Annotated in this window: 11 protein-coding genes; 7 read left to right on the top strand and 4 right to left on the bottom strand. The window is 71.3% G+C overall.

The genetic code is table 11. From position 1 onward, the window contains the following. Positions 1-67 precede the first annotated feature (67 nt). Positions 68-1,315: an ATP-grasp domain-containing protein gene (locus ACFWM2_RS22005; RefSeq protein WP_383282912.1), complete on the bottom strand. Its 1,248-nt coding sequence runs from the start codon at positions 1,313-1,315 to the stop codon at positions 68-70. Between the two features lie 266 nt (positions 1,316-1,581). Here ACFWM2_RS22005 and fahA point away from each other — a divergent pair, with 266 nt between their 5' ends. The 7 genes from fahA to ACFWM2_RS21970 all read left to right on the top strand — a co-directional run bounded on the left by fahA (position 1,582) and on the right by ACFWM2_RS21970 (position 10,319). Continuing rightward, positions 1,582-2,838, top strand: a complete 1,257-nt coding sequence (gene fahA / locus ACFWM2_RS22000; protein WP_383282362.1) for a fumarylacetoacetase — start codon at positions 1,582-1,584, stop codon at positions 2,836-2,838. A 138-nt stretch (positions 2,839-2,976) separates the two neighbouring features. Then, positions 2,977-3,756, top strand: coding sequence for a GntR family transcriptional regulator (locus ACFWM2_RS21995; protein ID WP_383282359.1), 780 nt, complete (start codon positions 2,977-2,979; stop codon positions 3,754-3,756). A 162-nt stretch (positions 3,757-3,918) separates the two neighbouring features. Further along, entirely contained in the window at positions 3,919-4,146 is a 228-nt protein-coding gene (locus tag ACFWM2_RS21990) for a ferredoxin family protein (RefSeq protein ID WP_010986276.1), read from the top strand. Between the two features lie 36 nt (positions 4,147-4,182). Continuing rightward, positions 4,183-5,529 carry an ABC transporter substrate-binding protein gene (locus ACFWM2_RS21985; protein ID WP_383282355.1) on the top strand — a complete coding sequence of 449 codons (1,347 nt, stop codon included), beginning with the start codon at positions 4,183-4,185 and terminating at the stop codon, positions 5,527-5,529. Beyond that, complete coding sequence (locus ACFWM2_RS21980) at positions 5,526-6,578, top strand: ABC transporter permease (protein ID WP_383282352.1); 1,053 nt, start codon at positions 5,526-5,528, stop codon at positions 6,576-6,578. Before ACFWM2_RS21985 ends, ACFWM2_RS21980 begins: the two co-directional genes overlap by 4 nt. A gap of 169 nt (positions 6,579-6,747) precedes the next feature. Beyond that, positions 6,748-7,497 carry an ABC transporter ATP-binding protein gene (locus ACFWM2_RS21975; protein ID WP_383282349.1) on the top strand — a complete coding sequence of 250 codons (750 nt, stop codon included), beginning with the start codon at positions 6,748-6,750 and terminating at the stop codon, positions 7,495-7,497. Between the two features lie 74 nt (positions 7,498-7,571). Beyond that, entirely contained in the window at positions 7,572-10,319 is a 2,748-nt protein-coding gene (locus ACFWM2_RS21970) for a fumarate reductase/succinate dehydrogenase flavoprotein subunit (RefSeq protein ID WP_383282346.1), read from the top strand. Positions 10,320-10,427: 108 nt separating this feature from the next. On the opposite strand, the gene recQ is transcribed toward ACFWM2_RS21970, so the two are convergent. From recQ to ACFWM2_RS21955, 3 genes are all read right to left on the bottom strand, one after another. Further along, positions 10,428-12,470: a DNA helicase RecQ gene (recQ, locus tag ACFWM2_RS21965; RefSeq protein WP_383282343.1), complete on the bottom strand. Its 2,043-nt coding sequence runs from the start codon at positions 12,468-12,470 to the stop codon at positions 10,428-10,430. 288 nt (positions 12,471-12,758) lie between these two features. Beyond that, positions 12,759-14,408, bottom strand: a complete 1,650-nt coding sequence (gene nuoN, locus ACFWM2_RS21960; RefSeq protein ID WP_383282340.1) for an NADH-quinone oxidoreductase subunit NuoN — start codon at positions 14,406-14,408, stop codon at positions 12,759-12,761. Beyond that, entirely contained in the window at positions 14,405-16,015 is a 1,611-nt protein-coding gene (locus ACFWM2_RS21955; protein ID WP_383282337.1) for an NADH-quinone oxidoreductase subunit M, read from the bottom strand. Before ACFWM2_RS21955 ends, nuoN begins: the two co-directional genes overlap by 4 nt. Positions 16,016-16,021: the final 6 nt, after the last annotated feature.

Genomic DNA, 16,021 nt, shown 5'->3' with positions numbered 1-16,021 from the left:
CGCTGCCGTGCTGCTGTCGTGTCGTGTCGTGTTGCCGTGCCTTTTCGGTGCGCGGTGCCGGTGGCCGCTAGGCGGTCGAACCGGCGCCGCTGCCCCGGCGGTTGGTCCGCCAGAGCTGATACAGATGCTTCGCGCCGGGCCGCACGAAGCGCGCGAGCATGGTGAAGAACGGCCGCAGGTCGTCACCCGCGAGCCAGGCGAGCTCCGTACCGCTCGCGCGGACCGGCGCGTGCGGGGTCGTGTAGCCGCTGCGTCGGTACGCGAGCAGGGCCGGCAGGTCGATGTTCTCCACGACATAGCGCCGGCCGGGCTGCTGGGCACCCTTCGGGACCGCGCGGCCGGTGAGATCCAGGTGCAGGGCCCGCACCACGTCGATCCCCGACTCGCTCTCGAAGAGGCGGAACTGGGCGCCCATCCGGGGGTTGAAGTCGAGAAGCTTGTACGCCCCGTCACGGCGGTCGAAGCGGAGGTCGAGGTCGATGACGCCGGTGAAGCCGATCTGTTGGATGAAACGCGCGGCGAGGTCCGCGAGTTCCGGATTGTCGACGACGTACGCGTTCGCCGTCATGCCCGCGTGCGGCGGCCAGGAGCGGACCTTCACCCCGGTGAACATCGCCAGCGGTGTCGAGTCCGCGTCGAAGTACCCGTGCACGATCCAGTCCTCGGCATCCTCTCTCGGCAGGTACTCCTGGAGGATCACGCCGGGCTGCTCACCCCAGTCGCGGGCGAGCGTGAGCAGACCCGCGCGGTTCGCGATGCGCGTCGTCCCGTTCACCGCGGGCCGGCTGCGGCGTACGAACGCCTCGCGGTTCTTGGCCACCAGCGGGAAACGGGCCGTCTCCGCGAAGGCCACGATGTCGTCGTACGACCGCGGAAAGGCGGCCGCCGGGCTCGGAATGCCGTGTTCCACGCAGAGTTCGTGCAGCCCCTGCTTGCTCGCGAGGCGGCGCGGCAGCTTGGCGTCCACGCGCGGGAACAGGAAAGGGCCGGCCAACTCGTCCTGGTACTCGGCGATCAGGACGGCGGCCTCCTCGTCCGTCGGGACGAGGACCGTCGGACGGCCGATACGGCGGCCGATGCGCAGCAGGCCCTCGACCAGGCACTCCGGCTCCTCGGTCCCGCTGGTCGGCCAGACGAAGGCGCTGCGCAGATAGCGCGACGCGGCCGCGGGCGTGTAACGGTCCTCGGTGATCGCGTACATCGGTATGCCGAGCCGCCCCAGGCTGCGGATGGCACCGACACCGCCGTGATGCAGCGGATAGTTGCCGAACTTCACGATCAGGCCCGGAACATTCCGGTCGGCGTCGACCGGCACTCCGCGCGCACTCCCGGCCACGGGTCCCCCCACGTGTCCCCCCTACGGACCGGACCCACCCCGTCCGTTGTCCCCCAAAGGACGCTAAGCCGGAATTGCCACGTCCCACAAGGGCTAATCGGACATTGCGAACTCTTTAGGCACGGTGAGCGGTGCGTCACTGGGCCTGACTCCAGCCGTCACTCCCACGTAACGTGTGCTCTGACCACTTGGAACGCGTGGAACACACGGATCTCATGGCGAGCGCGAAAGCGAGGCAGCACCGGATGCCCCCCTTCGATGTCCCCGAGGGCGACCCCTTCGGTCCGCACAATCTTCCGTACGGCGTGTTCTCCCCGGCGGGGTCCGCGGACTCCCCGGCGGGTTCCGGGAGTTCCCCGGCGGGTTCCGGCGAGCGGACCGTGGGTGTCCGGCTCGGCGACCACGTGCTCGACGCGGGCGCCGCGGCCCGCGCGCTCGGCTCCCCGTACGAGGCACTGCTCGCGCAGCCGACCCTCAACCCCCTGCTCGCCGCCGGCCGCACCGCCTGGTCCGACGTACGGCGTGCCCTCACCGCCTGGGTGACGGTCCCCTCCCACCGGGAGGCCATCGAACCCCTGCTGCGCCCGCTGTCCGAAGTGACGCTGCACCTGCCGTTCGAAGTGGCGGACTACGTCGACTTCTACGCCTCCGAGAACCACGCCCGAAACGTGGGGCAGATCTTCCGCCCGGACGCGGCGGACACGCTCACCCCCAACTGGAAGCACCTGCCGATCGGTTACCACGGCCGGTCCGGCACGGTCGTGGTGTCCGGGACGGAGGTGATCCGCCCGTCGGGCCAGCGCAAGGCCCCAGCCGACGACGCCCCCTCCTTCGGCCCCTCCATCCGCCTGGACATCGAGGCGGAGGTGGGCTTCGTGATCGGCGCGCCCTCCGCGATGGGCACGTCCGTCCCCCTGTCGGCCTTCCGCGACCACGTCTTCGGTCTCTGCCTCCTCAACGACTGGTCCGCGCGCGACATCCAGGCCTGGGAGTACGTCCCCCTCGGCCCCTTCCTCGGCAAGTCCTTCGCGACCTCGGTGTCGGCGTGGATCACCCCGCTCGACGCACTGGAGGACGCGCGCGTGGCGCCCCCGTCCCGCACCCATCCCCTGCTGCCCTATCTGGACGACGCCTCGGAGGACCCCGCCGGCTACGACCTGCGGATCTCCGTCGCCATCAACGGACGCACCGTCGCCGAGCCGCCGTTCTCCACCATGTACTGGACGGCCGCCCAGCAGCTGACGCACATGACGGTCAACGGCGCGTCCCTGCGCACCGGCGACCTGTACGGCTCCGGCACGGTGAGCGGGCCCACGGAGCGCGAGCGCGGCTCCCTCCTGGAGCTGACCTGGAACGGCCGCGACACCCTCGACCTCCCCGACGGCAAGCGAACCTTCCTCGAGGACGGCGACGAGGTGACCATCACGGCCTGGGCGCCGGGTCCGGGCGGGACCCGGGTGGGCCTGGGCGAGGTGTCGGGCCGGGTGGTCCCCAAGAGCTGATCCCGCCGGGTCGCGGCGGTGGCAGATCTTTCTTCTGAGCCGCCGCAACCGCAGGTCAGCGGCGCGCGCGGGGCGGGCGCAGGTGGCGCAACACTCTGGCAACACCACGGCCCGCGGCCCCTCGGTATGGTCCGTCGCATGCCCGCCGAACGCATCAGAGAGCACGCCGGACCCGGCGCGACCACCGTCGCCGCCCACCGGCGGCGGCTGCGCGCGGACCGGGCCCGCCAACTCGCCGACCTGCTGCGCCACCAGGTGCTGACCGGCGGCTTCCCGGACGGCACCCTGCCGCACGAGACGGCCATCGGCGCCGACTACCGGGCGTCCCGCAACACGGTCCGCCAGGCGCTCGACCTGCTGCGCGCCGAGGGGCTGGTGGACCGGCTCCCGGGCGTCGGCACCGTCGTCGTCGCGCAGAAGTACCCGCACGGACTCGACCGGCTGATGGGACTCGCGGAGACCCTGCGCGCTCACGGCCGGGTCAGCAACGAGGTGCGGACCGTCGGTCCCGTCGCCGCCCCCGCCCCGGTCGCCGAACGCCTGCGCGTACCGGCCGGCGCCGACGTCCTCTACATCGAACGCCTCCGGCGCCTGGACGGTCTTCCCCTCTCCCTCGACCTCACCTACATCCCGCTCGACCTCGGCACCGCCCTGCTCGGCGCCGACCTGGAGAACACGGACGTCTTCCGTCTCCTGGAAACGATCACCGGCCGGCCCCTCGGGCACGCCGAGATCACCCTGGAGGCCGTGAACGCGGACGCGCACTCCGCCGCCGTACTGGACGCGCCGCGCGGCACCGCCGTGCTGATGCTGGAACGGCTCACCCATCTCGCCGACGGGCGCCCCGTCGACCTGGAGTTCATCCGCTTCCGCGGCGACCGCATCACCATGAGCGGCCTCCTGCACCGCTCCCGGTAATCCCGGCGGGCCCCCTGGGCACGCCGGCCCCCGACACGCAGATCCCTGACGCCCTGAGCCCAGACGCGCAGCTCCCTGACGCCCTGAGTCCCGGCTCGCCGAGCCCTGACGTACCGATTCCTGACGTACTGATTCCCGACGTACTGATTCCTGGAGACAGCCATGCCCTTGGCGCCCCAGCGGGCCGACGTGCCCGTGACCATCGACGAGTCGAAGTGCATCGACGGCTGCACGCTCTGCGTCGACATGTGCCCGCTGGACTCCCTCGCCATCGACGAGAGCAACGGCAAGGCCTACATGCACGTCGACGAGTGCTGGTACTGCGGCCCGTGCGCCGCCCGCTGCCCCACCGGAGCCGTCACGGTCAACATGCCCTACCTGCTCCGCTGATCCGTCGATCCGCTCCGGCGAGAGGCCTGAACTCCCATGAAACGCACGGCAGTCGCAGTCACCACGGCCGCCCTCCTCCTCCCGCTCGCCGGCTGCGGCGGCGAAGCCGAGGCAGGCGCCGGCTCCACGGTCACCGTCACCGTCGGCTACCAGTCCAAGACGATCAACACCGTCACGGCCGGCACCCTCCTGCGCTCGCTCGGCTCCTTCGAGAAGGAGCTGAACGCCCTCGGGGACGGCACCACCTACAAGGTGGACTGGCAGGACTACGCCACCGGCGCCCCGATCACCGCCCAGATGACCGCCGGGAAGATCGACATCGGGTCGATGGGCGACTTCCCCCTGCTCATCAACGCGGCCCGCGGCACCCAGCTCGGCCGCCCCACCCACCTCGTCTCGGTCACCGGCTACAACCTGCGCGGCGGCCTCAACACCATCGTCACCGCACCGGATTCGAAGCTCGGCAGCCTCGACGACCTGCGCGGCAAGAAGGTGTCGACGAGCGTCGGGTCGGCGGCCGACGGCACCCTCGTGCGCGCGCTCCAACGGGCCGGGATCGACCCGGACAAGGGCATCGAGAAGCTCAACCAGCAGCCCGCAGTGGGCGCTTCGGCCCTCACGGCGGGCAGCGCGGACGCGCTCTCCCAGTTCGTCGCCTGGCCCGGCCTGCTCGCCTACCAGGGCAAGGCGAAGGCCCTGTACGACGGCGCCTCGCTGAACCTGCCCACCTTCCACGGAGTCACCGCCCGCGAGGACTTCGCGAAGAAGCGCCCGGCCGTACTGGAGGCCTTTCTGAAGGCCCAGGCCACAGCGACGGACTACCTCCACGACCACCCCGTGGCCGCGGCCGAGAAGGTGGCGAAGGCGACCGGCCTGCCCGCCGAGGTCGTCTACCTCTACAACGGTACGCACGGCATCGCCACCTTCGGTCCGGCCCTCAGGCCCCAGCTGATCTCCGCCCTGAAGAAGGACGTGTCGGTCCTGAAGTCGGCGAAGCTCGTCGGGGACGTCGACGTGGACGCCTTCGTCGACGACCGGTACGTCAAGAAGGCACTGGGCTCCTCCGCATACGCCCGGCAGCTCGCCGCCGCGCCCGCGCCCGCCGCGAGCGAGGTGTGGCCCAAGGGCTCCACCGCAACACGCACCTACGACTCCCCCTCCGCCCTGCTCCGGTACGTCTCCGCCCACCGCGCCTCCGTCCGGGCCGCCTACGTCCCCGACGCCACCACCGGAACCCTCTGGTTCGCGGACAAGGCCGTGTGGGTGGCGGACGGCGACGCCCTGCTCCCCTTCGTCACCGCGACGACCGCCCGGGCGTACGTCGCGGACCACCAGGGCGCACGTACCGTCTCGTACGCCGATGCCCTGGACCGGGCGTCATGACCGGGCAACCGGCCGGGAACTCCCGCGCCACGCGGGCGCTGCCGAGCGCGGCGGCCGACCGCCCGCCCCGGGACGCGACACCGGGCGCGAGCGCCAACCGCACGAACCGGGACACCAAGCCGGGCGCGAGCGCCAACCGCCCACCCCAGGACACGGCACCGGGCGCGAGCGTCGGCTCTCTCGCGCGGTATGCCCTGCGTGCCGCGTCGCTCGCCGCCGCGTTGACCACCTGGCAGCTGCTGACCAGCCTGAACGTCGATCTCTGGTTGCGCTTCTCCCAGTTCCCGACCGTCGTCGACGTCGCCCGCACCTTCGGCGACCGGCTCGGCGGCGACGACTACTGGACGGATCTCACCGACAGCCTCACCCGGATCCTCACCGGCTTCCTGCTGGCGGCCGTGCTGGGCATCGCCACGGGTGTGACCGTGGCCCGCTCCCGCCTCGCGGAGGACCTGCTCGGACCGGTGCTCGAAGTGGTCCGGCCGATCCCCGCCATCGCGCTCGTCCCCGTCGCGATCCTCCTGTTCCCCAGCAACGAACAGGGCATCGTCTTCATCACCTGCACCGCCGCCTTCTTCCCCGTCCTGGTCTCCACCCGGCACGCGGTGCGCGCGCTGACACCCGTGTGGGAGGAGGCCGTACGCACGATGGGCGGCGGCCGATGGCGGATCCTCGGCTCGGTGGTCCTGCCCGGCGCCCTCCCCGGGATCTTCGGCGGCCTCTCGGTCGGCATCGGCGTCTCGTGGATCTGTGTCATCTCCGCCGAGATGATCTCCGGCCAGTACGGGGTCGGCTACCGCACGTGGCAGGACTACACCGTCGTCGACTACCCCGGCGTCTTCGTCGGCATGGTCACGATCGGAGTGCTCGGGTGGGTCACCTCCACGGCCGTCGAACGCCTGGGCCGATGGCTCACCCGATGGCTGCCACGCACGGAGTACGTCCCCGGCCCACGACCGCGCTCCCCCAGGACCACGCCCCTCACCCGGCCCGCTCCGGCAACCGTGACCGCGTCCGGAAAGGAGGTGCGCGATGAGCACCTCGTCTGAGGCGATGAGCACCCCTTCCGAGGCGAAGAACAGCGCGTCCGAGCCCACGAGCAGGCCTTCCGGGACGACGACCACGTCATCCGGGACGACGAGCACGTCATCCGGGACGACGAGCACGTCTTCCGGGAGGACGAGCACGTCTTCCGAGGGGAGCGGCACAGGCAGGTCGGTGACCGCCGCCCGGCCCCACGGCACCCGGCTCACCTTCGCGGACGCCTCGCTGGGCCGCCCCGGCTCCCCCGTCCTGCACGGCGTCGCCCTCGACATCCCTCCCGGCGAGATCCTCACCGTCGTCGGTCCCTCGGGATGCGGCAAGTCGACGCTGTTGCGGACCCTCGCCGGACTGCTGCCGCTGCTCAGCGGATCGGTCGCCCAGGACGGCAGCCCCCTGGTGGGTCCCGGGGCCGACCGCGCACTCGTCTTCCAGGAGGACGCGCTCCTCCCCTGGCGCACCCTGCGCGCCAACGTCGAACTGCCGCTCGCCATCAAGGGGCTGTCGCGCACCGAGCGTCGTACCGAGGCCGCAGCCTGGCTCGCCAGGGTCGGACTCGCGGACCACGCACGGCAGTTGCCGCACCGCGTCTCCGGTGGCCAGCGCCAGCGCGTCCAGCTCGCCCGCGCCCTCGCGGGGCAGCCCCGGGCCGTCCTGATGGACGAACCCTTCGGCGCACTCGACGTCCAGACCCGCGCCGGCATGCAGGACCTCCTCGTCGACGTGCTGCACGGCACCGGCGCCACCGTCTTCTTCGTGACCCACGACGTGGACGAGGCCCTGTTCCTCGGCGACCGCGTCGCCCTGCTCGGCGCGGGCCGGCTGCTCGACGTCCGGGACGTGCCCCACCCCCGGGACCGCTCGGCGCACGACGACCCGGCGCGCCGGGCCCTGCGACGCGAAGTCCTCACCTCACTCAGCGGCTGACGGGTCCGGGCGCTCCTCTCCCCCGGCCCCATCGCCCCTTCCCTCAGCAGTCGAAAGACCCGAAAGGCACCCCCGTGGAGATCCCGTCCCTCTCGGACGCCGAGGAACTCACCTGCGACGTCCTCGTCATCGGTGGCGGCACGGCCGGCACCATGGCCGCGCTGACCGCGGCCGAGCGCGGGGCCGATGTCCTCCTTCTGGAGAAGGCACACGTCCGGCACTCCGGCGCCCTCGCCATGGGCATGGACGGTGTCAACAACGCCGTCATCCCCGGCCGTGCCGAACCCGACGACTACGTCGCCGAGATCACCCGCGCCAACGACGGCATCGTCGACCAGTCCACCGTCCGCCAGACGGCGACCCGCGGTTTCGCGATGGTCCAGCGCCTGGAGTCGTACGGCGTGAAGTTCGAGAAGGACGAGCACGGCGAGTACGCGGTCCGCCAGGTGCACCGCTCCGGCTCCTATGTGCTGCCGATGCCCGAGGGCAAGGACGTCAAGAAGGTCCTCTACCGACAGCTGCGGCGCCGGGAGATGCGCGAGCGGATCCGGATCGAGAACCGTGTCATGCCGGTGCGGGTGCTGACCGGCGCCGACGGCCGGGCGATCGGCGCCGCGGGCTTCAACACCCGTACGGGCGGCTTCGTCTCGGTCCGCGCGGGTGCCGTCATCCTCGCGACCGGCGCCTGCGGCCGCCTCGGCCTGCCCGCCTCCGGCTACCTCTACGGCACCTACGAGAACCCGACCAACGCGGGCGACGGCTACGCCATGGCCTACCACGCCGGCGCCGAGCTCTCCGGCATCGAGTGCTTCCAGATCAACCCGTTGATCAAGGACTACAACGGGCCCGCCTGCGCCTACGTCGCCAACCCCTTCGGCGGCTACCAGGTCAACCGACACGGCGAACGCTTCGTCGACTCCGACTACTGGTCGGGCCGGATGATGGCCGAGTTCGCCGCGGAGATCGCCAGCGACCGGGGACCGGTGTACCTCAAGCTGAGCCATCTGCCGGAAGAGTCGATCGACGCACTCGAATCCATCCTGCACACCACGGAACGCCCCACCCGCGGCACCTTCCACGCCGGCCGCGGCCACGACTACCGCACTCACGACATCGAGATGCACATCTCCGAGATCGGCCTGTGCGGCGGCCACTCCGCCTCCGGCGTACGCGTCGACGACCAGGCCCGCACGACCGTGCCCCGTCTGTACGCCGCCGGGGACCTGGCCTGCGTCCCGCACAACTACATGATCGGCGCCTTCGTCTTCGGCGACCTCGCGGGCGCGGACGCAGCCCAGTACCGCCCCTACGAAGGCGAGTTGCCGCACGACCAGCTGCGCGACGCGCACGATCTGATCTACCGCCCGCTGCACAACCCGGAGGGCCCGCCCCAGCCCCAGGTCGAGTACAAACTCCGCCGCTTCGTGAACGACTACGTCGCGCCGCCCAAGTCCGGTGCCCGTCTCTCGCTCGCTCTCGAAGCCTTCGAGCGGATGCGCACGGACATCGCGGAGATGGGCGCCCGCACCCCGCACGAACTGATGCGGTGCGCCGAGGTCACCTTCATCCGCGACTGCGCGGAGATGGCCGCCCGCGCCTCGCTCGCGCGCACGGAGTCCCGCTGGGGTCTCTACCACGACCGCACGGACCACCCCGTCCGAAACGACGCCGACTGGTTCCACCACCTCGATCTGCACAAGTCCCCCTCTGGTGCGATGGAGTTCACGGCCCGTCCCGTGGCTCCCTATCTCGTCCCGGTCACCGAATTCACCCCGTCCGGCGGCCCCTCCCGCCACCTCGGCGAGGTCCACCCGGAGGGTGTGGCCACGGCCGGCGCACGGGACGCGGCACCGGTCGCCGCCCGCCCGGCAGCCGCCCACCATTCCCCGGGTCCCGTCGGCCGCAGCGACCACGCCGCCTCACCCCGCCTCCTCGAACTCCTCGCCCTCGCCGACATCGAGCCCGAACTCACCGCTCTCCAGCCCTACTTGACCGACCCTGAACCGTCCGTCCGCCGGGCCGCCGTCACCCTGCTCACCGAGACGGCCCCACCCGGCACCGGCCCGGCCATCGGAGCCGCACTCGTCGACGCCGACGGCGATGTGCGTGCCACCGCGGCGGCTTCACTGCGCGAGCTCGTCGAAACCCTCACCCCCGAACCGGCCCTGCACAAAACCCTCATCGACGCCCTGACCCGCAACGACGCCCGCAACAACGCCCAGAACGACCCCCTCGTCCGCACCACCGCCCTCGACGTCCTGCGCTCCCTGCGCCTCGGCGAGCCGGACATCTTCGCCGACGCCTTCGAGGACCCCGACATCGCCGTACGCATCGCGGCGGTACGAGGTCTGGTCTCCGTGGACCACGCGGTACCCCTGCTGTCCGCGGTCGACGACCCTTCCCGCGAGGTCCGCGTCACCGTGGCCAAGGCCCTGGCCGGCGTCAGCCGCGGCAGCCTCGTCGAGGGCGCACTCGCCCGGCTCACCGATGACCCCGACCCCCTGGTCCGCGGCGCCGCCTACGAGGCACTGGCCACCACCGGATGCCCGGCGCCCCTCGCCGCCCGTGCCGTCGCCGCCCAGGCCGACCCTGCCTGGCAGGTCAGGTCGGGCGCCGCCACCGCCCTGTCCGCCGGGGACTCCGACACGGCCGTCCCCGCCCTGGCCAAGGCCCTCGCCGACCCGAACGCCGACGTCCGCAAGGCAGCGGTCCTGGCGCTCGTACGGCACGCCGGGGGCCACGAGGGCGCGCGTGCCGCCCTCGCCACGGCCACGTCGGACACCGACGCGGATGTCAGGGCGTACGCATCGCGGGCCCTGTAGGTCCGCCGCACGTGCCGCCCGTGCCGCGCGGGCCGCGCGGGCGGACCGGCCGGAGCGAGCGGACCGGTCGGAGCGAGCGGACCGGTCGGAGCGAGCGGCGCCCGGACCCTATATCCAGTCCTCCGGCTCCGGCTCCGCATCCATCTCGGGCCAGTCCGGGTCCGCCGGGGCCGCCGGTGTCTCAGGCGCATCCGGTGCCGCCGGTGCCGCTGGTGCCGCCGGTGCCTCACCGGGGCCGGAGTCGGCGGCTCCGCCGGGCGCACCGCCCTGCGAGGCCAGGACCGCCAGCACCCCGTCGCCGTACGTCACCAGCTTCTTCTCGCCGACTCCGCTGATGGCACCCAGCTCGGCCACGGTGGTGGGCGCGACCGTGGCGATCTCCCGCAGCGTGGCGTCGTGGAAGATGACGTACGCCGGGACGCCCTGCTCGCGAGCCTGGTCCGCGCGCCAGGAGCGCAGGGCCTCGAAGACGGGGACCAGCTCGGCCGGCAGCTCTGCGACGGCGGCCTTGGCCTTCCGCTCGCCCCGGCCCCCGCCCGAGCCCGACCGCGCGGCCGCCGGTTTCGGCTGTTCCTTGCGCAGCGGCACCTCGCGCTCGCGCCGCAGCACGGTGCCACTGGCGTCGGTCAGCACCAGCGTGCCGTACTCGCCCTCGACCGCGAGCAGTCCCTGGGCCAGCAACTGCCGTACGACGCCTCGCCATTCGGACTCCGACAGATCCTCGCCGATACCGAACACGGACAGCTGGTCGTGATCGAACTGGATCACCTTCGCCGTCCGCCGGCCCAGCAGGATGTCGACGATCTGGAGCGCCCCGAACTTCTGGCCCCGCTCCCGCTGCAGCCGGACGATCGTGGAGAGCAGCTTCTGCGCGGCGATCGTGCCGTCCCACGTCTGCGGCGGGACCAGGCAGGTGTCGCAGTTGCCGCAGCTGTCGGACTGCGGATCCTGTCCGAAGTAGGCCAGGAGCTGGGAGCGGCGGCACTGGACCGTCTCGCACAGCGCCAGCATCGAGTCCAGGTGAGCGGCGGCCCGGCGGCGGAACGCCTCGTCGCCCTCGCTGCCCTGGATCAGCTTCCGCTGCTGCACCACGTCCTGCAGCCCGTACGCCATCCAGGCCGTGGACGGCAGTCCGTCACGGCCGGCCCGGCCCGTCTCCTGGTAGTACCCCTCGACGGACTTCGGCAGGTCGAGGTGGGCGACGAACCGCACGTCCGGCTTGTCGATGCCCATGCCGAAGGCGATGGTGGCGCACACGATCAGGCCTTCTTCGCGCAGGAAGCGCGATTGGTGCGTCGCGCGCGTGCCCGCGTCGAGACCCGCGTGGTACGGCACCGCCTCGATGCCGTTGCGGGAGAGGAACTCGGCGGTCTTCTCCACCGAGTTGCGCGAGAGGCAGTAGACGATGCCCGCGTCACCCGCGTGCTCCTCCCGCAGGAAGGACAGCAGCTGCTTCTTGGGGTCGGCCTTGGGGATGATGCGGTACTGGATGTTGGGCCGGTCGAAGCTCGCCACGAAGTGCCGGGCGTCCGGCATGCCCAGCCGCTGGGTGATCTCCAGGTGCGTCGCGTGCGTGGCCGTCGCCGTGAGCGCGATGCGCGGGACGTCGGGCCAGCGCTCGCCGAGCAGGGAGAGGGCCAGATAGTCGGGGCGGAAGTCGTGGCCCCACTGGGACACGCAGTGCGCTTCGTCGATCGCGAAGACCGCGATCTTGCCGCGGGAGAGCAGATCCAGCGTGCCTTCGAGGCGCAGCCGCTCCGGCGCCAGATAGAGCAGGTCCAGCTCGCCGGCCAGGAACTCCGCCTCCACGACGCGCCGCTCGTCGAAGTCCTGCGTGGAGTTCATGAACCCGGCGCGCACGCCGAGTGCCCGCAGTGCGTCCACCTGGTCCTGCATCAGCGCGATGAGGGGCGAGACGACCACTCCCGTACCGGGTCTGACCAGGGACGGAATCTGGTAGCAGAGCGACTTTCCGGCGCCGGTCGGCATGAGGACGACGGCGTCACCGCCCGCGACCACATGGTCGATGACGGCTCCCTGCTCACCGCGGAAGGCGTCGTATCCGAAGACCCGGTGGAGGGTGGCCAGCGCCTCGCTCTCCGCCAGTCCTGTCCGCGTGTCCGCTCCGGTCACCACAGCTGTCCCGCCCATCCCGCTCATCACCCGTCGTCCCCCGTATGTCGTCCTTCCCCCACGACAGCCACCATAGGGCTCCGCGCCGACAGCCCCGGAGTTATCCACAGGCTGCGACTGATCCACTCCGCTGCGCGCTCCGGCGGGGGCGCGCCAAAGCCGTCAACCACCCACCGGGCCGCCGAACACATGCCGCAGCCGTCCCACACATACCGGAGCCGTCGCGCACGCGCCGCAGCCGTCGCACACGGGCCGGGCCCCGGTCTCCCTCAGGAGGCCCGGGGCCCGGCACGGACGTACGACAGCTCAGCGGACGAAGACTCCCGCCTGGCCCGCGAGGTCCAGGAAGTACTGCGGCGCCACGCCCAGCACCAGCGTGACCGCCACACCCACCGCGATCGCCGTCATGGTCAGCGGCGAGGGCACGGCGACCGTGGGGCCGTCCGCCCTCGGCTCGCTGAAGAACATGAGCACGATCACGCGGATGTAGAAGAACGCCGCGATCGCCGACGAGATCACACCGACCACGACCAGCGCGCCGGCGCCGCCTTCCGCCGCCGCCTTGAAGACGGCGAACTTACCGGCGAACCCGGAGGTCAGCGGGATGCCCGCGAAGGCCAGCAGGAACACCGCGAACACGGCCGCCACCAGCGGAGACCGGCGTCCGAGGCCCGCCCACTTGGAGAGGTGCGTGGCCTCGCCGCCCGCGTCCCGGACGAGGGTCACGACCGCGAACGCCCCGATCGTCACGAACGAGTAGGCGCCCAGATAGAAGAGCACCGACGAGACGCCGTCCGGCGAGGTGGCGATGACACCCGCGAGGATGAACCCCGCGTGTGCGATGGACGAGTACGCCAGGAGCCGTTTGATGTCGGTCTGGGTGATCGCGACGATCGCGCCGCCCAGCATGGTGACGATCGCGACGGCCATCATGACCGGCCGCCAGTCCCAGCGCAGGCCGGGCAGGACGACGTACAGCAGGCGGAGCAGGGCGCCGAAGGCCGCGACCTTGGTGGCCGCCGCCATGAAGCCGGTGACCGGCGTCGGCGCGCCCTGGTAGACGTCCGGCGTCCACATGTGGAACGGCACCGCGCCGACCTTGAACAGCAACCCCATGACGACCATCGCGACCCCGATGAGGAGCAGCGCATCGTTGCCCATCGTGTCGGCGAGCGCCGGGTTCACGTTCTGGATGGTGCCGTCGACGACCTGGCTGATCGTCGCGTACGACACCGAGCCCGCGTAGCCGTACAGCAGGGCGATGCCGAAGAGCGTGAACGCCGAGGCGAAGGCGCCGAGCAGGAAGTACTTGACCGCGGCCTCCTGCGACATGAGCCGCTTGCGGCGGGCCACGGCGCACAGCAGGTACAGCGGCAGCGAGAAGACCTCCAGCGCGATGAACAGCGTCAGCAGGTCGTTGGCCGCCGGGAAGACCAGCATGCCGCCGATCGCGAAGAGCAGCAGCGGGAACACCTCGGTGGTGGTGAACCCGGCCTTGACCGCGGCCTTTTCGCTGTCGCTGCCCGGCACGGACGCGGCCTGCGCGGCGAACGAGTCGACGCGGTTGCCGTGCGCCTCCGGGTCCAGCCGGCGCTCGGCGAAGGTGAACACGCCGAGCACGCCCGCGAGGAGGATCGTCCCCTGGAGGAACAGCGCGGGCCCGTCGACGGCTACCGCGCCCATGGCCGCGATGTGCGCCTTCGTCGTGCCGTACCCGCCGACCGCGAGTGCCACGACCGCGGCGAAGGCCGCGACCAGCGCCACGACGGACACGAACACCTGGGCGTAGTAACGGGACTTGCGCGGGACGAAGGCCTCGATGAGCACCCCGATGATCGCCGCCCCGATGACGATCAGGGTGGGCGACAATTGCGCGTATTCGATCTTCGGCGCGTCGATCTTCGAGATCGGGTCGGCCGCGGTTGTCCACAGGCTGTGGACGGCTACTGCGCTCACTTGGCCGCCTCCACCTCGGGCTTGGGGTCCTTCTTGTGTACGTCTGACATGGTCTGTTGCACCGCCGGGTTGACGATGTCGGTGATGGGCCTCGGGTAGACGCCCAGGAAGATCAGCAGCGCGATCAGCGGGGCGACGACCAGCAGCTCACGGACCCGCAGGTCCGGCATCTCGGCGACCTCGGCCTTCACCGGGCCCGTCATGGTCCGCTGGTAGAGCACCAGCGTGTAGAGCGCGGCGAGGACGATGCCGAACGTCGCGATGATGCCGACGGCCGGGTAACGCGTGAACACGCCGACCAGGACCAGGAATTCACTCACGAAGGGCGCGAGCCCCGGGAGCGAGAGGGTCGCCAGTCCGCCGATCAGGAAGGTGCCGGCGAGCACCGGGGCGACCTTCTGCACTCCTCCGTAGTCCGCGATCAGACGCGAGCCGCGCCGCGAGATCAGGAAGCCCGCCACCAGCATCAGGGCGGCGGTCGAGATCCCGTGGTTGACCATGTAGAGCGTCGCGCCCGACTGGCCCTGGCTGGTCATCGCGAAGATGCCCAGGATGATGAACCCGAAGTGGGAGATCGACGCGTACGCCACCAGCCGCTTGATGTCCCGCTGGCCGACGGCGAGCAGCGCCCCGTAGATGATGCTGATCAGCGCCAGTACGAGGATGGCCGGCGTCGCCCACTTGCTCGCCTCCGGGAACAGCTGGAGGCAGAAGCGGAGCATCGCGAAGGTGCCGACCTTGTCGACCACCGCCGTGATCAGGACGGCGACCGGAGCGGTCGCCTCGCCCATGGCGTTCGGCAGCCAGGTGTGCAGCGGCCACAGGGGTGCCTTCACCGCGAACGCGAAGAAGAAGCCGAGGAACAGCCAGCGCTCCGTGCTCGTCGCCATGTGCAGCGAGCCGCTGGCCCGCGCCTCGGCGATCTGCTCCAGCGAGAAGTTCCCGGCCACCACGTAGAGACCGATGACGGCGGCCAACATGATCAGGCCGCCGACCAGGTTGTAGAGGAGGAACTTCACGGCGGCATACGAGCGTTGCGTCGCCGCCGCCTCGTCGCCGTGCTCGTGCGCCCGGTCCCCGAAGCCGCCGATGAGGAAGTACATCGGGATGAGCATGGCTTCGAAGAAGATGTAGAAGAGGAAGACGTCGGTGGCCTCGAAGGAGATGATCACCATCGCCTCGACGGCCAGGATCAGGGCGAAGAAGCCCTGCGTCGGCCGCCAGCGCCCCGCGGCGAAGCTGCCCAGGGATTCGTCCCCGGTCTCCTGCGGGTCGGCGTCGTGCCAGCCCGCGAGGATGATGAACGGCATCAACAGGGCGGTCAGCGCGACGAGCGCCACCCCGATGCCGTCCACGCCCAGCTCGTACCGCACCCCGAAGTCCGCGATCCAGGAGTGGGATTCGGTGAGCTGGTAGCGGTCGCCGCCGGGGTCGAAGCGGACGAGCACGACCGCGGCCAGCACCAGCGTGGCGAGCGACACGAGCAGCGCCAGCCACTTGGCGGCGACGCGTCGCGCGGCCGGCACGGCGGCGGTGGCGATCGCCCCGAGGGCCGGGAGCGCCGCCGTCGCCGTCAGGAGTGGAAAGACTGTGTTTGATCCAGACATTCGGTA

Source organism: Streptomyces sp. NPDC058371 (genome assembly GCF_042723265.1).
In the GTDB taxonomy this organism is placed as follows: Bacteria; Actinomycetota; Actinomycetes; order Streptomycetales; family Streptomycetaceae; genus Streptomyces.
This window is presented reverse-complemented; position numbering and strand designations above follow the sequence as displayed.